The organism is Lentisphaera araneosa HTCC2155 (genome assembly GCF_000170755.1).
Classification (GTDB): domain Bacteria; phylum Verrucomicrobiota; class Lentisphaeria; order Lentisphaerales; family Lentisphaeraceae; genus Lentisphaera; species Lentisphaera araneosa.
In genome coordinates this window covers 294,270-316,235 of record NZ_ABCK01000001.1, presented here as the reverse complement: position 1 = coordinate 316,235, position 21,966 = coordinate 294,270, and the positions used below count along the sequence as shown (strand labels likewise).

At 41.0% G+C, this 21,966-nt stretch carries 16 protein-coding genes; 7 read left to right on the top strand and 9 right to left on the bottom strand.

The genetic code is table 11. The annotated features are described in order from the left end of the window. Nucleotides 1-101: 101 nt before the first annotated feature. The gene (locus LNTAR_RS01115) at nucleotides 102-1,676 is read right to left on the bottom strand and encodes a sulfatase family protein (RefSeq protein ID WP_007276766.1); all 1,575 of its coding nucleotides are present in this window, start codon (nucleotides 1,674-1,676) and stop codon (nucleotides 102-104) included. A gap of 12 nt (nucleotides 1,677-1,688) precedes the next feature. Beyond that, a complete protein-coding gene (locus LNTAR_RS01110; protein ID WP_007276765.1) occupies nucleotides 1,689-3,410 on the bottom strand; it encodes an arylsulfatase in 1,722 nt (573 codons plus the stop codon). Between the two features lie 279 nt (nucleotides 3,411-3,689). Between LNTAR_RS01110 and LNTAR_RS01105 the strand changes: the two genes are divergently transcribed. Both LNTAR_RS01105 and LNTAR_RS26985 read left to right on the top strand, forming a co-directional pair. Continuing rightward, on the top strand, nucleotides 3,690-4,292 hold the full coding sequence (locus LNTAR_RS01105; RefSeq protein WP_007276764.1) for an REP-associated tyrosine transposase: 603 nt from the start codon (nucleotides 3,690-3,692) through the stop codon (nucleotides 4,290-4,292). Nucleotides 4,293-4,458: 166 nt separating this feature from the next. After that, nucleotides 4,459-4,599 carry a hypothetical protein gene (locus LNTAR_RS26985; protein ID WP_157473116.1) on the top strand — a complete coding sequence of 47 codons (141 nt, stop codon included), beginning with the start codon at nucleotides 4,459-4,461 and terminating at the stop codon, nucleotides 4,597-4,599. 272 nt (nucleotides 4,600-4,871) lie between these two features. On the opposite strand, the gene LNTAR_RS01100 is transcribed toward LNTAR_RS26985, so the two are convergent. The 4 genes from LNTAR_RS01100 to LNTAR_RS01085 form a co-directional block, all read right to left on the bottom strand. Beyond that, entirely contained in the window at nucleotides 4,872-6,392 is a 1,521-nt protein-coding gene (locus tag LNTAR_RS01100; protein WP_007276763.1) for a sulfatase family protein, read from the bottom strand. An 84-nt stretch (nucleotides 6,393-6,476) separates the two neighbouring features. Next, nucleotides 6,477-7,181, bottom strand: coding sequence for a type II secretion system protein (locus LNTAR_RS28130; protein WP_007276762.1), 705 nt, complete (start codon nucleotides 7,179-7,181; stop codon nucleotides 6,477-6,479). 193 nt (nucleotides 7,182-7,374) lie between these two features. Next, nucleotides 7,375-8,121, bottom strand: coding sequence for a type II secretion system protein (locus tag LNTAR_RS01090; protein WP_007276761.1), 747 nt, complete (start codon nucleotides 8,119-8,121; stop codon nucleotides 7,375-7,377). Nucleotides 8,122-8,507: 386 nt separating this feature from the next. Continuing rightward, nucleotides 8,508-9,230 carry a sialate O-acetylesterase gene (locus tag LNTAR_RS01085; RefSeq protein WP_007276760.1) on the bottom strand — a complete coding sequence of 241 codons (723 nt, stop codon included), beginning with the start codon at nucleotides 9,228-9,230 and terminating at the stop codon, nucleotides 8,508-8,510. Nucleotides 9,231-9,398: 168 nt separating this feature from the next. Between LNTAR_RS01085 and LNTAR_RS01080 the strand changes: the two genes are divergently transcribed. The 5 genes from LNTAR_RS01080 (at nucleotide 9,399) to LNTAR_RS01060 (ending at nucleotide 17,627) form a co-directional block, all read left to right on the top strand. Then, nucleotides 9,399-9,998, top strand: a complete 600-nt coding sequence (locus LNTAR_RS01080; RefSeq protein WP_007276759.1) for an RNA polymerase sigma factor — start codon at nucleotides 9,399-9,401, stop codon at nucleotides 9,996-9,998. A gap of 1 nt (nucleotide 9,999) precedes the next feature. Beyond that, nucleotides 10,000-12,120, top strand: coding sequence for a serine/threonine-protein kinase (locus LNTAR_RS01075; protein WP_007276758.1), 2,121 nt, complete (start codon nucleotides 10,000-10,002; stop codon nucleotides 12,118-12,120). A gap of 118 nt (nucleotides 12,121-12,238) precedes the next feature. Further along, the gene (locus LNTAR_RS01070) at nucleotides 12,239-13,519 is read left to right on the top strand and encodes a DUF1552 domain-containing protein (RefSeq protein ID WP_007276757.1); all 1,281 of its coding nucleotides are present in this window, start codon (nucleotides 12,239-12,241) and stop codon (nucleotides 13,517-13,519) included. A gap of 86 nt (nucleotides 13,520-13,605) precedes the next feature. Further along, complete coding sequence (locus LNTAR_RS01065; protein ID WP_007276756.1) at nucleotides 13,606-15,912, top strand: DUF1592 domain-containing protein; 2,307 nt, start codon at nucleotides 13,606-13,608, stop codon at nucleotides 15,910-15,912. Further along, nucleotides 15,909-17,627: a sulfatase family protein gene (locus LNTAR_RS01060; protein WP_007276755.1), complete on the top strand. Its 1,719-nt coding sequence runs from the start codon at nucleotides 15,909-15,911 to the stop codon at nucleotides 17,625-17,627. Before LNTAR_RS01065 ends, LNTAR_RS01060 begins: the two co-directional genes overlap by 4 nt. Before the next feature lie 479 nt (nucleotides 17,628-18,106). Here LNTAR_RS01060 and LNTAR_RS01055 read toward each other — a convergent pair whose 3' ends face one another. The 3 genes from LNTAR_RS01055 to LNTAR_RS01045 all read right to left on the bottom strand — a co-directional run bounded on the left by LNTAR_RS01055 (nucleotide 18,107) and on the right by LNTAR_RS01045 (nucleotide 21,966). After that, on the bottom strand, nucleotides 18,107-19,201 hold the full coding sequence (locus LNTAR_RS01055) for an IS110 family transposase (protein WP_007276754.1): 1,095 nt from the start codon (nucleotides 19,199-19,201) through the stop codon (nucleotides 18,107-18,109). A 327-nt stretch (nucleotides 19,202-19,528) separates the two neighbouring features. After that, on the bottom strand, nucleotides 19,529-20,800 hold the full coding sequence (locus tag LNTAR_RS01050) for an ISL3 family transposase (RefSeq protein ID WP_238527699.1): 1,272 nt from the start codon (nucleotides 20,798-20,800) through the stop codon (nucleotides 19,529-19,531). A 134-nt stretch (nucleotides 20,801-20,934) separates the two neighbouring features. Further along, entirely contained in the window at nucleotides 20,935-21,966 is a 1,032-nt protein-coding gene (locus LNTAR_RS01045; protein ID WP_007276752.1) for an alkaline phosphatase D family protein, read from the bottom strand.

Below are 21,966 nucleotides of genomic sequence, written 5' to 3'. Positions count from 1 at the left end.
TTATTAAGATGAACACAGATTGATTTTTCTTGGCGGTACTGCCGTACGGGCAATTTAAGTTTTGCCCGAAATTGCCAAGCTGGTGCTTGGCGTGCACAAGTTCACCCCTTTTTATCAGCAGCTTTTTTGTCCTTCTTGGCCTTTTTATCCTTCTTATTTTTACCGGCTTTATCATAAGTATACATGCTCGCAATGACTTCTTTGGAGTTTTGAGAGAAGGGGATCGTGCGATCAGCTAATTGGACATATTTACCGTAACCAGCGTTTTTAACGTGCTCTTTTTTCCATTGCTCTAGAAACTTATCGTAGATCTTGCGCATTTCTTCGAGCTGAGGTTTTGCTTCGGGATTCGCTGCGAGGGTATTTTGTTCGAATTGATCTTTTGTAAGGTTAAAGAGTTCTTCTGTAGGAGTGAAATCACCCGCACCATAAAACCAATTGATGTATTTATAATCATCAGTGACGACGCCTAGGCTTTGTGCAGAAGCAATACCCCAAACATTGATGAGTAAGATGGCGTCATGGATGCGATCAGTTTCACCTTTGATTAAAGAAGCAAGGCTTTTGCCATGGTTAGGGGCGGCTTTTGCGACGCCCGCATAATCAAGGATAGTGGGATGAAAGTCAATATTGCCACTTAGGGCATCAATTGTTTTAAATTGTGTTCCAGTATCGTGACGTGGGTCGTAAATGATTGCTGGGGCCAAAGAACCGACTTCATAAGCGTAGAGTTTGCCGCCAAGTCCTTTGCTGCCATTATGGTGACCATTATCGGAAGTGAAGATAATAATAGTATTGTGATCGAGGGCTTGCTCTTTAAGTTCTTCCATAATCATGGCGATTGCCTTATCCATACCGTAGATCATGGTGTGATATTTTTTCATGGTGTCGTCGTAACTCTTGATCCATGACTTACCTTTAGACATGGGACGACCACTCTTGGCTTGCTCAGGGAGTGAATCGACTTCGTTGAAATCGGCGGGCTTGGTGAATTTTACACCTTCGTAGAGAGCGTCGTAACGCGGGTCAGTAGCGAGTGGTGTATGGGGAGCTTTAAAACTAATGGAAAGGCAGAAGGGTTTACCGCTAGCTTTTGCTTTTTTGATAAAATCGCGACCCATGAGGCCAAGGGCATAAGTGGTATGCTCAGCCTTGTCACCATAAACTGATTTATATTCGCGCGCTTCGCGATTTTCATTCATTTGGTAACTTCCTTGGCCCATCCAGCCTGACCACCAGTCGAAACTATTGATGACGCGCTCTGTGGCACCACCCTTAAGAGCCTTGCCTTCTTCATCATTGAGGTGAAAACCAAACTTACCCGCAAAACCTGTATAGTAACCGTTTTCACGGAGCATCATGGGGTAAGAATTCTCCCATTTTTGCCAAGCTAAATTTCCGTGTAGGAAATTAGAGCCCGTGGAAAATTCATAGAGGCCAGTCATGATTTGAGCACGGCTAGCCATACAGATAGCAGTTGTATTATAATTGCGCGTGAAGCGCACGCCTTTTTCCGCCAGTTTATCAAGGGTAGGGGTTTTGACCTCAAAAATATCGAGATGACCTAGGGAGTCCCAGCGCATATCATCGGCTAAAAGAAAAATAATATTGGGGCGCTCACTTGAGCAAAAGGCTGAGCTGCAGATGAGAAGAAGACTAGTGAGAAATTTTTTCATTTTCTATCCTAATTAAATTTTTTGAATGTAGACGTAATAAGCACTGAAGGCTTCGCCTTTTTGATTAATAAATTCGGCTTGCAAAGGGAGTTCTCCTGCTTCGAGTGAAATTTCAAAATGAGCGGCTTCGGCTTCTGGGGTGAGGCTGAGTTCGAGTGATCTATCAGCCAGTTGAATTTTAGCTGCTTTGATATCCAGACTCTTTGTTTTATGATCACCGTCAGTACTGAGGCTCGCTTTGATGTATTTGGGCCAACGATGCAGTGATATTTTGTACTTGCCTGATTCAAGTACATTGAGTGCCCAAAAACCGCGGTATTGCTCACCCTTGGAGATTCCTTTTTGATTCCAAACAACTTTTCCCTTTTCTCCGGTAGATTCATTCGGATAGAGGTCCATGGAATAGAGTTCGGCTTGTTCATGATCGATATCAATGGGAGTGAGTTCGTTAAAGCGGGCTTTGATTGAAGTGTACCATTGAGAATAGGACTTACGTAAAGATTTGACTCTCTCATTATGTTCTTTGGCGATATCATTTTTCTGAGTGAAGTCATTTTTTACATCGTAGAGTTTTTGTCCATCAATGAGTCGCCATTCATCTGTGAGTACAACACTATTCTGAAATTCCTGATCGCGTTTATTCGCTTTGTTCTCTGTGATTAAGAGGCGAGAGAGCTTTTGTGCGGGCTTCGCAATAATTCCGTTGAGCTCAATACCATCAAAGGCAGTGTTTAATGGGTTCTCAATAGCGCAAGCCTTAAGCAAGGTGGGCAGTATATCGATGTGAGCGGTGACTTGATCGAGTTGTTTGCCGCCGATCCAACCACCCTTAGGCCAGTACAGAAAGCAGGGCACGCGGTGGCCACCTTCGTAGAGACTACCTTTTTTGCCCTGCATACCACCATTAAAAGAATCACCTTTTTTGTCGCATGCCGAGCCATTATCACTAGAAAAGATAAGGATGGTATTTTCTTCGAGTTTGAGTTCGCGGAGTTTATTGCGCAGGCGTCCGATATTATCGTCTATATTTGTAACCATGCCGTAAAAGGCGCAGATGCCCTTATCTAAACCAAGCTTTTCGTAGGGTTCGAGATATTTTTTGTCAGCGCCAGTGGGGCTGTGTGGAGCAGTAGTTGAAATAAATAGAAAGAAGGGAGATTTTTTGTTTTCTTCGACAAAATCAAGTGCATAATCAAATTGAACATCAGTACAAAAACCTTTGGTTTTTACCCATTGGCCTTTATTCCAATAGTGACCATCCCAAAGGTCATTTTTCCAGTAATCAGGCAATTGACCAATGCTGCCACCACCAATGCGAAAGACGTCTTGAAAGCCGCGATCTTCGGGACGATAGGGGGCGTTATCACCCAAATGCCATTTACCCACCATGCCAGTTTTGTATCCAGCAGCGACAAAATGATCGGCGATGGTTTTTTCATCTTTGCGAATGATATTTCGACCGCCGAGTGTATGCCAAACGCCAACACGGCTCGCGTATCGGCCAGTGACGAGGGCCGCTCGGCTAGGAGAACAGATGGAATTGACGTGGTAATTATCGAGTCGCACACCTTCGCGGTAGAGTTTATCCATCTCTGGAGTCTGAATGATTTTATTGCCATGGGCAGCGACTTCGCCGTAGCCTTGATCATCAGTAAGGATGAGAACGACGTTGGGGCGATCAAGTGCAAAAGAACTCAGTAAAAGCAAAAGATTTAGAAAGCTTATTTTTAACATGAATGGATCCCTGAAATTGTTTTTCTAAACTTACAGGGCTAAAGGAGGGATTTGGATCATTAAAGAAAAAACAACTGGAATTTTATACCTAATTACCAGCTTGGCAAAATTACCGGGCACGCCAAGCAACAGTTGGGAACGCCAAGCACCAGCTTGGCAAAATTACCGGGGACACCAAGCACCAGCTTGGCAACTGCGGATAAAACGAACTTTTTTTGATCGATAGAATTTACATAAGAAAACTCATACCTTAGTTTTTATAAGGAAAAGGAAGCAGATATGGAAAAGGATTCAACAAGCTGGCATAGTCGTGGTTATTTACCCCACTACGATAATTCGGATGTGTATCAATTCATTACCTTTCGTTTAGCAGATAGTTTGCCGCAGAAAGTTTTACTGAATTTAGAAGAAGATTTAAGTGTATGTGGAGAAGAGAATTTAGATATTAAACGAAGAAAACTTATCGATCAATATCTAGATGCAGGATATGGTTGTTGTGCCCTGGTAAATACGGAAATGGCTGAAGTTATGCGTGAATCATTATTAAGGTTCAATGGTGAGCGATATGATTTAATCGCCTGGTGTATCATGCCTAATCATGTTCATGTTTTGATGAAATCAAAGCTTAGCCTTGCGAAAATAGTTCAGTCCTGGAGATCATATACGGGGAGATGGGCAATGAAACATAATGAAGAACTCGATTTAGGAATACCAGACAAAGCTAAGCGCTTCTGGATGCGAGATTATTGGGATAGATTCATTCGCAGTGAAAAGCATTATTATACAGTCATTGGCTATATTCATCAGAATCCTGTGAAAGCGGGCTTGTGTGATAAGGTGAAAGATTGGAAAATGAGCAGTGCTTATGATGAGAGGAAGTGAGGTTTGAGGAGCTGGAGCAGTAGAGACAAAATTTAGTTTTTGTTGGGTACGCCAAGCACCAGCTTGGCCGAAATACCGAAAAGATGTTGCTTTTCCTTTGAAAGGTAGTGTGCAATATGATTTGAGGGAAGTTTAATTTAAGTTGTTGAGAAGAGTGGGTCGGTAGATGCCAAGCTGGTGCTTGGCGGTACCATACAAAAGCAGATGCCAAGCTGGTGCTTGGCGTACCATACAAAAGCAGTTGCCAAGCTGGTGCTTGGCGTACCATACAAAAGCAGTTGCCAAGCTGGTGCTTGGCGTACCATGAAAATGGTTTTGTTAAGCTATGGATTTCTTATACCAAGTTTTAAATTGAAATAAGTTCGTTATATCCGCAGTTGCCAAGCTAGTGCTTGGCGTACCATACAAAAGCAGATGCCAAGCTGGTAGATAGAACCTGATGGGTTCTCGGGGGCAGCCCCGAACGCTTTGAGGATTGCCACCCTCAACTGGCGGATGGAGAAGGTCTATGGTTATTGCCAAGCAGGTGCTTGGCGTACCATACAAAAGCAGTTGCCAAGCAGGTGCTTGGCATACCCATTAATCTTCTTGGTCGTAGAGTTTCCAGTCTGGGTGACTATAGAGGTGTTTACGGGAAAGCTCTTTGATGTCGTTATTATTCATCCATTTTTGGCCATACTTACTCTTGTAAAAGGGGTGGTCGAGTTCGAGGTGATTTGGTAGCTCGGCAATGAGTTCTTTGAACTGCTTTTTAGCTTGGCTATGTTCTGGATTATTATCAACGCGTTTGTAACCCTCGCCAAAACGTTTGTCCGCAGTGAAATAAAGACGGCCTTCTGGTTTTTCATAGAGAACTGAACGAGCCTCAAGCAGGTGGGTCTTGGTACGGAAAATTTGTACCGGTCCAGTATAAGCGTAAATCCATTCGCGGTGTGTATCTGTTTTTCCACTAAGGAAGGGGAGCTGACTCTTGCCATCAAAAGGAACATCTTTTGGGAAGGGAACACCCGCCATTTCTAAGAGTGTGGGAGCCACATCAGAGAAGTCAGTGAGTTCTTCAGTCATGCCGCGTTTTTTGACACCAGGTCCACAAACGAGGAAGGGGACGTGAACTCCGCGTTCAACGGCACGGTCTTTTGCAGTAGAAGCCGTTCCGTTATCTGAGCAGAAAATGAAGTAAGTATTTTCATAAATGCCAAGATCTTTGGCTTTATTCATGACTTTGCCAACAAGTTTATCCATGTATTGGATAAGGTTGACAAAACGGGTGTTTTGCTTCTGACTATACTCGCCCATGATGCGTTCTTTTTCTTCTTTGCTCTTGCCGCGTACATCAGGCTTTTTAAGTTCAATATCCATGGCTAAACCATTGTCGGGAGTCGTAGTATATGGGCCATGGGGGATAACGATGGGCCAGTAAGCCATGAAGGGCTGATCTTTTTTGGCATTGCGTTCCATGAAATCCATAATAAATTCACAGCGCTGATCGGGTCCGAAATCGTTTTCTGTTGCGTCAAGGTATTTACCATTTTGTACTGTCGATGGATACCAGTAGCGAACATCGGGAAGTTTTACATCTTTACGGCGGCCTTGTTTGACGGGATTAAAACCGAAGTGTTTTTCGATTTTGTCGGCACTCTCGTAAATACAGAATTCATCGAAACCAACTTCTGGAGTGTAGGGTTCGAGAGCACTGCAATGCCATTTGCCCGCGACAGCTGTTTTGTAGCCACCTTCTGAAAGAAGTTTAGCCCAACTATGCTGCTTGGTGAAAAGTGTTCCACGTGAATCGAAAGCCCACATATCATTGCGAAAGGCCCCCGTGCGGTTGGCATAAACACCCGTCATAATGAGGGCACGTGAAGGTCCGCAGATGGCGGGTGCGAAACAGGTTTTAAACTGGACACCTTCAGTACCAATTTTGTCGATGTTTGGCGTTTGAGCCGAATGCGCTTGCCCGTAAGAAGAGAACATGTCTGAGCCCACATCATCGGCGAGAATGAGGACGATGTTGGGCTTTTTATTTGCGGCTTCCGCAAGGGGGCTTAGCGCACTAGAGAAACCTGCTAATGCCGTTAGGATAAATGATTTTATTTTCATAGTTAGACCTTATCAATTTTTAGAAATTTGTTTGTGCCAAGCTAGTGCCTCGCAAAGTGTGCTTATAGTTTTTGTTTTAAATAATTAGCGTAGACTATCCCACATAGTATTGAGCATCGACTCATCATTCCAAGGGTCCGATCCACTACCTGCGTAAGTGGCGACATGGGGGATGGCTCGTACCGAAGAATCCGCAAAAATGTGATTAAATTTAAACTCTTCATGGCTCCAGCTATAATCTCCATTTATTGTACCATTTTGAATGGTTTGCATCTTCATCATTGCCGAGTTTGTTTTACCAATTGTGTTGGTAATGAAATGTCTTTCACTTATAATAATCGTGTACGACGGGATACTGAAATCATTTAGAGAAAGACTTTCACCAGAGCCCTCGGCAATTGCCCCTCGTTTGTTATCGGAAGTTCCGTCGAGCTTTCCTTGAACGGCACTGTATGAACGATTGTTATTTATACCTAGGTCAGTTTCGTCAGTGGGACATGAATAGAGTTTTCCGTCAGTATCACTTGTGCGGCCATCATATCCAATACCGAGATACTGATCATAAGTAATTTGATTAGAATAATGCCCCGGTAGGTGACCTTCGTTATCATCGGCATACATGTGGATGGCACTAGTGATTTGTTTTAGGTTGCTCTTACATACAGAAATTTTGGCACGTTTACGAGCTTTGGCCAAACTAGGTAAAAGCAGGCTTGCGAGTATGCCAATAATGGCCACTACAACGAGTAGCTCAATGAGGGTGAATGGTGATTTGTATTTCGTGTTCATAATAGCCGAAATCATTTCGTTTATAAGTTATTTGTTATCACTTACAGGCTTGGATCTTGGATTTAGATGTGCTTATGAAATAAAGGCTGAGTAATGGGGTCGAAGAATACGCTGGGCTAAGTTACCAAAGACAGACTATGAAACGAATAGATTATATTCAAATCTGTCAATCGTTTGAATGAATTGCTTACTTTTAGCGTTGAGCATCCCACATGGTGCCGATGGTATTATTGTTGCCCCAAGGATCTTTACCTGTATCCAAATATGTAGACATATAGTGAGTTCCCTTAGCTGAGCCATCGGTGAATAGGTAATTAAATTTAAATTTCTCATGACTCCAAGTGAGGTCGCCGTTACTTGTGGAATTTTGTACGTCTTGTGCACGCATGACACCAAAACTATTGCGACCGAGGCGGTTTCTCCAATAATGGAATTCCCCCGTCATAATAGTCGTCGTCGGAAATTTAACACTGCTTAATTTCATAGTGGCTCCACTACCTTCGACAACCATACCGCGTTTAGAGGCTTGGTTGCCATTGAGAACTCCCTGGATCATACTGTAAGAGCGGAGTATATCTGGGTTGCTTTTATTACTTTCGTCAGTGGGGCATTGGTACATTTTTGCGGGAGAACCTGGATATGCAGCCCACATTTGAGAACTTGTTAAGTTGCGTCCGTCATACCCAATGCCTAAATAATCATCATAAGTAATGGAGTTCCCATTTATGCTAAGGTGTCCAGGGACGTGGTTTTCATTATCTCCGCTATAGAGAAAAATTGAGATGCCAATTTGCTTTTGATTACTCAAGCAGTTGGCTATTTTTGCTTTCTTGCGAGCCTTCCCTAAAGCTGGCAGAACGAGGCTAGAGAGAATTCCTATAATAGCCACAACGACGAGGAGTTCGATGAGTGAAAATTTTTGCTGTTTTTTACTGTTCATAAGTTAACCTCTAACATAAATGATTTAAAACCAAGTTTTTGATGATCTTTAAAACATATTTACAGAGTAAAAAAGAGACTTTGGATGTGTGAATGAAAATATCTATAATAAATTTAAATAGAGTTTTTTACGACAGTACTATCTGTGGACTATTTCTTAAAATGAGCTTGCTCATGAAAAGAATTTTCGCTAATTTTTAAATTTAACGCTGAGCATCCCACATAGTATCGATGGTGTTATTATTAGCCCATGGATCTTTGCCTGTATCTAAATAGGTGGAGGTGATGAAAACCGTAGACTAGGGGGAATTTATTAGAGATAAAATAAACGAGTAACTCTAAGAGTTACTCGTTTTAAGGGGTGAATGGAAATAAGGTGAATAAATATTACTTAATTGTTGTAGGCGAATGTTCCTTGAGAGCTTTTAGAGCTGTTTCTACATAAGCCTTACCGAGTTGCTCGTAACCTTCAGGCTTGATGTAGTGAAGTTCATTTTTTTCACCATTAAAATCATCCGTATCAATCCAGTAAGCTCTGGGGTTTTGTTCGGCAAAATCCATTTGGGCTTTTTGCACTTCGGCCCATTTAGAGTTCTCACGTGGAATCGTTCCTTTTTTGAAAAACCCCGAATCGCTGAGGCGGCCAATGACAAAGTTGATATCAGTTCGGCCTAAATCATCTTCGAGTTGCTTTTGCAGTCCCTTAAGACTCTTAAGGTAGACATCACCATTGCCGGCTTTTGAGTCCGCTTCACCTTGCATCCAGATGAAGGTGACGGTAGATATTTTTTGGCCCGAGATAGCTTTTTTAGTCTCGGTCATGAGTTTATCGTAAATGGCACCTTTTTTTGGATCCACTTCCCCTTTGCTGGACTTCCATTCTTTGTACCATTTCGATATGGGCTGTCCACCTTGAGCCACTCTGACGACTATTACTTTGTCTTCTCCCAAGGCTTTAGAAATAGCAGGGTTAAAAAGCTGAGTGTGCTTAAAGCGAGCCATGTTTGACTGACCAGATAGTAGAAAGAGATGCTTACCAGCTTCTTGAGCTAATAGATTCATTGAGCTAAGTAGAAATAGGCAGAGTGCGGTGATTTTTAAAGTGTTCATGAAATCCTCGTATGTTAAAGTTTATTATTTGTACAGTGTGGGGAGTGTTAATTTGGATACAGGGTCTCTTTTTTTATTAAAATTAGATCTTTTTAATATCTTTATTTAATAGCAGTTAAAAAAGCCATAGTGGAGTTGTAGTGTATTGAAACAGCCCTAGGAGACTCGATGAACGACCCATTTCATACAAGACAAACGCTGCTTCAGCGAGTGCAGAATCCCGATGATGAACGTGCTTGGGAAGATTTTGTCGCCTATTATGAGAACTTCATCTACATGGTTTTGCGCCGTATGTGTTACAACCATGAAGATCATCAGGATTTAGTTCAAGAGATCCTCCTCAAATTATGGGAAAAGTTAAAGAGTTATGATCGTGATAAAAGCAAGTTTCGAACTTGGTTGAGTACCGTGATTCGCAATACTTTTATTAATTATTTAGATAAAAAATCTCGCCGTCAAAAGCGTGAGGATATGATTTCTGATCCCTCCATGCGTGAAATGCTTTATGCAGAGAACGGGACTGAACTCGACGTCTTTATCCATAGAGAATGGGAGATATACGCCCGAACTTTAGCTATGGAGCGCATCAAGGGACACTTTTCCGGCAAAGCTTTAGAGGTTTTTGATCGCATGCTCGATAATAAGCCCGTTGCCCAAATTGCCGAGGAACTCGAATTGGGCAGCAGTAGTGTCTATAAAATGGGTGACCGCGTCAAAAATCGCCTCAAAGAAGAAATCAAACAAATCCGTCAAGAACTCGAATTTTAATTTGGATAAACGTAAGCAGATAAGTGAGTTGAGTCAGAGAGCCTTAGAAGGGCGCGATGATCGCTTGATGAATTTGTTTGAAGATGAGGAAGACAATACTCAAAATGAGGGAGTGATCTTTTCCGAGCTGCGACATTTAGCAGAAGATTATTCTCAGAAGTCTGAGCTTGCCCAAGGCGGAATGAAGTTAATAAGTCGGGTTTTTGATAAGCGTACTAATCGCTTTGTTGCGATGGCAGAATTAATCAAAAAAGAAGAATCCGAGCTCTATGAACCCTTTTTGCGAGAGGCACGTTTAACTGCACTGCTTGATCACCCGAATATTATGAATATTCATGAAATAGGGCTAGATCATGATTCGCACCCTTATTTCACAATGGATTTAAAGCAGGGTGATAATCTAGAACTTATTTTAAAGAAAATAGCCAATGGTAACTCAAACTACAAAGAAAAGTATGGTTTGAATGAACTTCTGGATATATTTCAAAAGGTTTGTAATGCAGTGGATTACGCCCATTCAAAAGCGGTGGTTCACCTCGATTTAAAGCCCGACAATATACAAGTTGGTGACTATGGTGAAGTTTTAGTTTGTGATTGGGGACTGAGTAAGATTATTGGTTCAAACGATGACGTACAGCAGGATAACTTGTTGAACCCTGATATTTTGAATAATATGACTCTTCATGGAGTGATCAAAGGTACCCCAGGTTATATGGCACCTGAGCAAATCTCTGGTGATGAGAAAACTCAACAGACAGACGTTTTTTCCTTGGGCTGTATACTCTATAAGATTTGTACTGGGAAGGAACCCTTTAAAGGCGAACTTGAGTTTCTTTTTACAAAGACAGTTGAAGGCCGTTATACAGCCGTATTGGAATTAAATAAATCTATTGCAATGGGTTTGGCCGCTATCGTTGATAAAGCGATCCGACCTAAACCTGAAGATCGTTATTTATCGGTTGATCAGCTTATCAATGATTTACGTAAATACCGTGAGGGTTTTGCGACAGAAGCAGAAAATGCGGGGGCTTTGCGTTTATTGCAATTGCTTTATAAGAGGAACAAAACGCTCTCATACTTATTGCTGAGTTTTTTTCTTGTGACCTCCACTGGACTTTATATCTTTATTAATCGTATTGCAGATGAACGTGCTATAGCTTTTGAGGAGCGCGATAGGGCGCGTTTAGCCAAAGAAAAAGAGGGCTTAGCGAGAAAGGAGGTCGAAAGGAACTTTCTTATTGCGGAGACCGCAAAAAAAGAATCGGAAAAAAGTGCTGAATTATTAGCTCAGGAAAAGCTACAACTCGAGAAACTTAATAGAGAATATGTCAATGACTTGGTCAATCAGAGTGTCTTTATAAGTGACAATATGAATTTTTGGGAATTACATAATGATCGTTTACATCGCGAGACCTTACTCTATCTTGATCGTGCTATAAGTCTTAATAGTAATGCATCCATGGCGTGGAAGCAGAAAGCTCATTTGCTCTTCATTATGCAACGCTACCGTGATGCTAAAACTTGCTTTGAGCACCTAGAGGGTTTTGATGAGCTGAAAAAAATATGCCAGGATTTTATAAAAAGGGAAGAGCGGCAATCACTCAAAAGTTTTATTAAAGTTCTCAGACGACTCGGTGATCTACAGCCCAGACCTCGCTACCGGACCTTGATGGATCAAATGATTAGTTATGACCTCCATGCACATAAGCGTTCGGAAGAAGATGAGATAGCCATCACAAAGCTCCTAGTTGAAATTTGGCACCCGAATAAAAAAGTTTCTCTTGAATTTAACTCAGAACTTCGGGAGTTAACTTTATCGGGACCCATTAATTACTTGCGCTTTGAGCGTAACCCGAGTGGGAAACGACGTTCAATTTTATGGTTGCTCAATCCTAAAGTTATCATTTTTAAAGGAACAGAATTCAAGCAATTGAGTCAGCTTTTTGATCTGCCACTGGTGAAACTGGATGTGCGAGGTACGCAAATAAAGGATTTAACTCCCCTGACAAAATTTAAAAGTTTGGAGAGGATAATTGTGGAGGAAGGGCAGTTTAAAAAAGAGCAATTAAAGGCTTTGCCTCAGTGGGTGAGATTGACCAAGAAAGAAATTGCTCAGCCATAAAAATCAAAAAAGATAAAAGTTCCGGTTTATTTGAAATTAAATTGCCTAGAGGTCCAAAGTGTGATTTTGGATCTGTAGGTGATTCTAGGACCCCAAGGTTTTAAATAAGGAAATTATTATGGATAAACGTACTGTTGTCATTAACCGCAGGCGCTTTTTAGCTGGCTCAGGTATTTTACTTCCGATCCCATTTATGGCATCACTGGAGACGAGAGCGGCAAGAAAAAAAGCCTCATCAACTGCAGTAAATAAACGTTTTATTTGTATCGCTCCAGAATACGGAATTCACCGTGCCAGTTTGATTCCAACTAAGCCAGGCCCTTTGAGTCAATTGCCCAAGTATGCCCAAAGTTTAAATGCCCACCGCAGGGATTTTTCAATTTTTTCGGGTATCGATCATCCCATGGTGGGAGGCGGGCATGCCGCTACTTCCACCTTGTTAAATGGCATGAAAAAAAGTCTTTGTGGCGGCGACCTCAAAAAAATGCTTTCATTAGACATGTACCTTGCAGATAAATTTGGGCGAGACACTCGCTTTCCACTTTTAACTGTAGGCAATGGTTCGGCGGTGACTTTTAATAATAAGGGCGTAGCCGTTCCGAAAATAGAATCACCGGAAAAACTCTTTGCCAAGGTCTTTCAGCAAGATAATCCTAAAGAGATCAAGAAACGCGAACAGTCATTAAATCAAGATTTAAGTATTCTCGATAATTTAGTTTCCGATGCAAAATTTCTCGGGAAAAACCTCGACAAAACGGATCGTGAAAAATTTGAAGAATATTTAACGAGTTTACGAGCAACAGAACAGCGTCTCCATCAAGAAAAACAATGGCTTTACAAAGAAAAACCCAAACCGGAATTCAACCCTTTTGAGAAGGCGGCAGAGATGGATGAGCCACCTCACCGTAACGATTTATTTTTGGATATTATAGCTTTAGCCCTACAGACGGACTCAACGCGATTTGTGACTTTTCAAATGCCTGGGGGCAATGGCTTTTTACCGGTAGAAGGGGTCAATACGGCTTATCATACACTGACGCATCACGGACATCGCCCCGATCGAGTTGGGCAATTGAGTTTGATCGATCAATGGCGCTACAAACAATTAGCCAATTTCTTAGATAAATTAAAGAAAATGAAAGATGGAAATGGGCGGCCCTTGCTTGATACGACTTTGCTGATGTTTGCCAGTGGCATGTCTGATGCGAGCAATCACTCAAGTAAGAACAATACCGTGTTATTTGCTGGAGGTGGACTCAAGCATGGCAAACACCATGCTTTAAAGGGGACAAAAGATGGTGTTATTAGTAATCTTTATGTGACTTGTCTAAATTATTTTGGCCTTCGTGAAAAATCATTTGCGACAAGTCGTGGCAATTTAAATCACCTTTTGAGTTAAAGATGAAATTGAAATTATTATTCATTTTTACTTGTTTAACATCAGTCGTGCAGGCAGACTTTCGTTCTTTTATGAGGACATATTGTTTGGAATGCCATAATGCCTCGAAACAAAAAGGTGATCGTCGTTTTGATCGCTTGCGAATTGATTTCACCAATCCTCATAGTGCAGAGTCGCTTCAGGAAATTTTAGATATTTTAAATTTATCTGAAATGCCTCCCAAAAAGGCGGATAAACAACCCTCTGAAAAAGAATTAAAACAGGTGATTGATTGGCTAACTAATAATTTGCAGAAAGCCAAGGAAAAAGTTAATAAGAGTGCCAATGGGCGAGTGGTTATTCGACGTTTAAACAAGACCGAATATCGCAATAGTGTTCGCGATATATTTGATATTAATACCGAGCTCTATGACCCGTCCATGGGCTTTCCTGAAGAGAATGAAGAAGAGGGCTTCGACAATATTGGGGGCGCCTTAATCATGAGTGAATACTTAATGCGTGAGACATTATTAGCTGGAGAAGTCATAGCAGAACGCGTAGTGCAACCAGGCCCACGGCCCGAAGTCAATAACTTAAGCCTTACGCCTGAACTAAGAGGTGAAGCTTCTCGAGAGTTAGGTAAGTATTATTATACCAGGTTTATTCAAAATGGCAGCCTGATAATCAAGTCGGGCAAACGCCAATGGGAAGCGTCGAACGATGGGCGCTATAATTTAAAAATCAAAGCGACTATGTTAAACCGCTTAACCAGTCAGATACCTTCGAGTAACTTACGTTATGATTCATCTGAACCAGCAAAATTAAAAGTTACGGCATATAAAATGGGCGGGAGTGCGCCCTTTACTCAGGTGCTTGGTGAATTTGATGTCGCAGATGAACAAGTGGGCGAAATCAATATTACGACTGAATTACGTCGTGGCAGCAGGATCAAAATTGAATGGGTCAATGGTCCAAACGGCTCAGTTAAAAGAATCACTCGAAAAGTCCTGCACAAATATCACCCGGAGGCGCTGCAGGGGCATAAAAATCCAACGCAAATGTATTTTGGTGCGGGGCCAGAAATGCAGATTAAGGAGTTCCATTTAGAGGGGCCTTTTTATGATGAATGGCCTTTGCCCGTCTTCGCAAAATATTTTGGCTCACTGAATTCGAATTCATCATTTGCAGATTTAAAACTCAGTTTAAAGAAACTCTCCTATCAAGTCTATCGAGGTGAGCAAGGCAATCAAGATCCCGCTTATTTGAAAATGGCCCAAAAAGCCATGGATCAAGATGGAGATGTGTGGACAGCAGCGAAAGCTGGAATCAAGACAATGTTGAGCTCGCCGCAATTTCTCTATATGGCAGAAGCTCCAGCGAAAAGCTCAAAATCTCGACTGAGTGCTCGTGAACTAGCTGTGCGGATGGCTTACTTTTTATGGAAATCCTCACCAGATGAAGAACTTCTTGAATTAGCAAGCAATAAAAAACTCTTAGATCCCAAAGTGCGATTAAGGCAATTGGAGCGCATGTTAATAGACCCTCGAGCCAAAGGCTTTGTCGAGGACTTTTTAGGGCAATGGTTGTGGCTGGAGACATTAGGTGATATGCCTCCGAGTAAGAAGGATAAACTTTATTACAAGTATAATTTAGAAAAGGCGATGGCTCAGGAAACTTATTTATTTACGGAAGATTTATTGAAAAGAAATGGACCTCTGGAAAATTTATTGGATGCCGACTACACATTCGTCAATGAAGGTTTGGCCGCACTCTATGGGATTTCTGGAGTGACTGGGGAAGAATTTAGAAAGGTACAACTCCAAGGAAGGCCTGAAAGAGGGGGACTCATGGGGCAGGCAAGTGTTTTAACTGTCACAGGCAATGGAGTAGAATCGCTTCCCGTTACTCGCGGTGTATGGATTTTAGAAAATATTATGGGCACGCCACCACCGCCACCACCGCCAGACGTACCGGAAATTGCTCCGGATACTTCAGGCACTCAAACTGTACGGGATTTATTGGCAAAGCACCGCGAAGACTTCAGCTGTAATGAGTGTCACAAAAAGATGGATCCCTTTGGACTCGCAATGGAAGGCTACGATTATTTAGGGCGCTATCGCGAGCACTATGGTCATAAGTCAAAAAGTAAAAACAAAATCAACTTGGCAGTGCAAAGTCATGATGGAGTCAACTTTGAAGGATTGCCAGGAGTTAAGCAGTATATAAAATCTAAACCAGATATGTTTACGCGCTGCCTCACTGAAAAGTTATTGACTTTTGCAGTGGGCAGAAAAATGGTTTTTACTGATCGTAGAAGTATTGATGCCATTGTGCAAAGAGCAAAAAAAGAAGGCTTTGGTCTGCGGGACTTAATGAAATTAATTGTCCTTAGTGAGGTGTTTATTACAAAATGAATCACTTAATTTCATATAATGAATCGACCAATCGTATTGTCCTCGAATGCCCAAGCTGCGAACGTGAATTGCGCATAGAATATAATCCACTTGGTGGAGAACTTAATTGTCCTTACTGCTCTGCCATAAATGAAGTTCCCGACCAAGAACAGTTGAATCATATTTTAGCTCAAGCAAGTACTGCTGCGCCACTTTCTGAGCCTAGCTTAGAAGAACTTTTATCTGACGATGATTCAAATAATCCCTCAGTTTCTGAGCCTAGCTTAGAAGAGCTTATATCTGACGATGACTCAAGTGAAGAAGTCATCAATGAAACAGCCCAAGTAGAAATAAAGAAAAGTCCAGGTAAAAAGAGGATAAAATCAAAACGTGCAGCTTCCCGTTCGAAGCGCCCGAGAAGGCAAGCGCAAAAATCTTCTTCACCTTTAGCTAAAATAGTTCTAGTACTCTTTTTAGCTGTGGGTTTTGGAGCTTGGTTCTTTTTAAAAGACAAAGATACTGGGAATGCACTGAGTAAAAAAGGTGAGCTGACTGAAGTGGATAAGGGGATAAGCGAAAATAGTGGATTAGTTTCTCAGCATACTAGTACCACAAATTCGCCTACTAGCACTTCGTCCCAAGCTCTGATTCCACGTTTAGAAAAATCGATTTATATTCCCAAAGTGGCTAAACCCAATATAGTGTTTGTTTGTGCAGAAGGCATCAGTACAGATTGGTTAAGTGCCTATAAGGGGAAAGAATTGACGCCTAATATTGAACGCTTGGCTGAAAACGGACTCTTATTTAAAACGGTATGGATGCAAGCATATGAGGCGTCATCACATGCGAGTATTTTGAGCGGGCAATACCCTTCACAACATGGTGTTTATCAGTCATTATCAGGAGTTAGATTCTCAGCAGAGAAAGCTTGGACTTCAAGATTAGCAGAGCAGGGTTGGGCTTGTGCTTTTTATGGCAAATGGCCTTTCGCTGAAAATTGGACTCAGCAGTCTTTTGGCTTCAGTACCCATGGGAAAAAGGCCTCTCAAAGCTTTGACTTCATGAAAAACCAGGGGTCAAATCCTTTTGTTCTTTACGTGAATTTTCCTTTGGATAAAAATAAAGCTTATGCTTCATCAGTAAGAGATCTCGATCGCTTTATGGGTGAACTTCAGGCCAATCTCATTAAAAATAAAGTTTACAAAAAGACTGTGCTGATTTTTACGTCGGATGGAGCCTCCAAGCAAGTGGGGCAATTTGCCTTTAAAGTAAGTAAACGTCCGAGTGGGGTGAAAGCACCTGCGCAAGCTAGGGCTAATCGCCATAAACTTAATGATTTAGGGGTGAGTGTACCCTTGATTATTTCGGCTCCTTTTCTCATTCCAAAAAATGGTTATTACACGACTGATTTAGTGGACTCGAGTGATTTCTTCCCAACAATTAAAGAGCTTTGCGGACTTCGCATTTCCAATCACCAAATCGATGGGCGTTCCTTTGTAAAAACCCTAAGTGGTGATTTAAACCCTCTCAATAAGCGCAGTTGGATTTTTAGTGAATCAAAGAATGAGAAAATGATCCGTGACTGGGAGTACGTATACTATAATGATAAGAAGTATTTTGGCCTGAAATATGACCCTTTACAAAGCCATAACTTAAACAAAATCCGTCACAATGATAAAGTGGCACCAGGTGCCCGCGATCGTTTGAAAATGTTGATGAAACGTGTGGGCTCTTAAATTTATTTTACGATTACCCATCCATTTAGCCATATTTGTCAAGTAGACAATAATCTATTGTATCCGTTTTTTGTTATTTTTGCTTAAAACGAAGCTTAGAATTAGCTCTTTACTTTGTGCCCATCTTGATTTCAACTTTGTGGGTACGAGTCTTCACAAAAGTGAAGCCCTCCAGCCATCCATATAAGGTCAACGGTTTTAAAGGAACCGTGTTGATCAGTCCAACTTTTTCTTTTAGCTGCGCTCAACGCCTTAGAAACTCCTAACGGTCATATCCTCGCCGTCCCATTCAGTTGGGTGTTAGGGCTCAGTCCTTCTCTATTGGACTGTCCAGGGTTTTAGGGGCTCGGGGAGGAGTGGGTCATCATCAGTAAATTGCTGTGAGTGTAAAGTGTACACTCAGCCATATCCTAATCAGTTAAGTTGTTTCGACGGAACAAGGGTAATCAATAGGTTCATGACTGAGGTACTAAATTTATTTAATGAACTTTTTTTGTGAGTCGCTCATATTTTTCTCTGCCGAAAAAATCGATAGGATCAAAAGGTTTCTTTCGTAAAAGCATAAAATAAATAGCTCGGCATATTTTATGTATAAAGATGGATCGTCCTTTGCGTTTACCGTGACGTTGATCGAGTTCATCGGCAAAGAATTTCATTACTGGATCTGATTTTGCTAACATTGCGATTTCACCAAAGGCCCACTTTAAGTTAGGGTTGCCCATTTTTGTCCCACTATAACCATAACTTTTTCCCGCACTTTCTTTTTTGCATTTAACAACGCGACAGTAACTTGCATAATCACCTGGAGTTTTAAATCTTTGAATATCATGAGTTTCATAAACCAGAGTCATACCTAAAATATCTCCGATACCTTTCATTGATTTCACTATTTCAAAATCTTCTTTGAACTGAGAGTCAAGGGTGAATTTCACAAGGTCCTTATCTATTTGTTTTAACTGATCAGTAAACATCTTTAGTAAATCGGCGTTGAGTTGATAGTTTCGAGCCATAGCATGATCTTCTGGTAGGAATGTCTGAAGATCCATGAACTGAAGTGATGACTTTGCATTTCGTCGAAGCTCAGCAGAACTATGTTTTAAATTATTTTGGTCTTCGAAGAGATTAAGATAAATTGATATACCTGAGCGAATACTCACGAGCTTGATTCGACGGCGTAGTAGATCTCGGTGAGAACGAAACCGACGTGGACAAGCATACGCTTTGGGCAGGAGATTAGTTCGTAACAAATCTGTTATTTTTTTACTGTCTATTTTATCGTTCTTTGCTTTACCTCCATGAATTGCTCCCATATAAAGGGCATGGCCTAGGGCAAATTGAACGGGCTCTGTTTCACAAAAATCAGATAATTTGTACCAGTTGTAAGTAGTTTCGCAGGCAATAGTAAGGTCATCCCAATAAGGAGAGAGGATTTTCTTCATGTACTGAAAGTCATTATTTTTGATCTCTGTGTGCACGTATATTTTTCCTTCTTTGTCCATCACGCAGATATAAGACATCGATTTGTGAAGATCAATTCCGCAGTGAAATTTTGTTTTTGTAGTATACATTTTCATGGCAATATCCTTTTTTGTTTTGTGGAATTACAATTTAGGTTATTGCCATTTCTTTGCCAAATTTTGTAGATCACGTTTGACCGTGAGTACTATTGGCTAAGCGTACTATCAGTTAACGATGAGAACTTACATCGCAGAGCGATGTCACTTTAAATAGCCCCACATGTAATGTGGGGTTTAGTACAAGGGCAAAAAATTGTGTGCCTTTAGGTACACGACATAAATAGGCTTCTCAGTTCCATACCTAAAGGCATGGTGTATGTTTCTCCCTTCATTTGTCTTAGGGCTTTGCCCTAAGCTAATTAAAGTTTAATGGTTGGTTCTTTCTCACTTTGAGGGGATGAGGTTTGGTATCCCAGTTAAATTTCCTTTAGTGAAATAGAGCATCATTTTTAGATATTCTTTAGATCTAAACCCTCTGGCCCGTCTTTTAACTGCTGAGAAAACGGAATTAATTCCTTCCAATACAGCATTACTTGTTCCGTGCCTCCATCGAGCAATAATTCCATCAAAATGTTTTGTAAGAGATTCGGCAAATTTCTTTAGAGGGTTTAAAAAGTATTTCCACATTTCTTTTTCAGCTTCATTATGAACCCAAGATATCCATGCTTTTAACCCTAACAAAGCTTTGATTTCGGACTTCGTTTTAAAAATATCTTGGAGACTTAAGCGCATTTGGTATGCCATGGCTGTTGCAGTGTTCAGCTCTTTTAATTTTTCTATAGTTTGCTGATCTTTTTCCTTGAGTTTGTCTCTGTTCTTTTGAAATAAACGAGGCTTTTTTAGGAGGTTTCGAATATCACCTTTTGTACGGCGCTCTCTGGAACAAACTTTGCCAATTGCTTTGTTTAAGTTTTGTGCAATATGGAAGTAGTCAAATACTTTACGAGCATTGCGCATATTTGAATCAACGCCACTTTTATAAGAGGGACTCATATCCATGCTAACTTCAGTAATTGCATGAGGGTGACCGTCTTTCAGGTAAAGTTCCTCGGTGAATTGTTCAAAAACTTGTGCATCTTTGCCGTCTGCAGCGAATAGAACACTATGGTTTTCCATATCCACAAAAACACTTACATAACGATGACCTTTTGCGATACTCAACTCATCTACTCCAATTCTCGTGAGTTCACTCCAGTCAAGTTTGGCCCGTTCTTTATCAATATATACTCTTAGAATCCTCCATAATTTTTGATCATCAACTTTCATTAATTTACCTACTTTTGACACGGGCATATGACGCATGAGGGTCAAGGCTAATGCCTCAAAGTCTTTACTGGAATGTTTATTGACACCTTCCCAAGGAGCTCGAATTGTCCACGTTTTTTTACAGGATTTACAAAGGGCACGAGGCAATCGGCATTTTAATACAGTTTTATAAGTCCACATTTGTAGATGATCCCATAGCCTTTCATTTGCATGATCTTTTATAATTAAATCGGTTCTCTTACAACAAGGGCATTCCATACCTTCTAAAAGTTTAGCTGTATCTTTAATTGTCACTTCAATACATGATTGCTCTGCCAAAACTTCTAGTTTACTAACTTCCCATTTATCCCCGAGATTTAACATTTCTGCAAAAAGTTGTTCGGTCATCATTAGCTCCTATTTTGATAAGCTTAACAATACTCCTTGGAGCATCTATCCACAAAAAATGAGAAAGAACCTAATGGTTTCACCATAATTTACCTATGCTGTAGATGTATATACATTGTTAACTGGGTAATCATGATTTATTTTTTGAAGCTTAATTCGCTGAGTTTGATTGCATGGGTGACGGCTTTCTTGCCATCTAAGTCGATGATAGAAAACTCAATTGCGGGGTCTTGCTGTTTCCAGTCAATATCGATCATCGCAACATGGTTTTCTCTGTAAACTTCGCCAATGCGTGCTGAATTCGGTTCGAAACTTTTCCAGGACTTATTGATTCCACTGGAGGTGATATCGTAGATGGGGTAAAGGTTTGGTTCATTTAATTTTGAGATTTCGCCCCAGTGAACATCGCCAGAGATAAAAACGACGCCTTCGGCTTTTGTTGACTTGATTAAATCGAGCATTTTTTGACGTTCAAAAGGAAATAAAGTCCAGGATTCATAACCATTATAATCATGTCCAAACTGCGTACTAGAGGCCATAATGCGTAGATCAGCTGGTTTTTTAAGTTCTTGTTCAAGCCACTGCCATTGAGTCTCGCCTAAAAATGTCTGGCCTGCTTTTTCATGGGGACGATAATCGTGTTTCCAGACAGGGTGTTTTTCTTTTTTATTGCGACGAATATGTTTATCGCGGAAAGACCTTGTATCTAAGACAATAACTTGCAGTATTTTGCCTTCGGCTTTGTGATAATAAGAAGTGTATATACCTGGGCTTTTGCGACGTTCGCTATTTTGAGGTCCATCCCAAAAGTCGAGAAAGACTTCTTTCGATTCAGCCTTTTTCTTGTACTCTTTACCTGCATCGTTTTTGCCATAATCATGATCATCCCAGGTCGCATAGATGAGTGGAACTTTTGATTTTAAGTGTTGAAATTCTTCGCGAGCCCCTAATTTTTTATATTTATTCGCTAGGACTTTCATATCATTTGTGTCGCCGTAGATATTATCACCTAAATAAATAAACATATCAGCTTCATGCTCAGTCACTTTATAGAGAATGGGCATGGGCTTTTCCTGACTGCCACAGGAACCGAAGGCAATTTTATTGGGGAGATCTTGGGCAAAAATTGAAGAAAAGCTTAAGCTTAGCAAGAGTAGAATAGGTTTCAT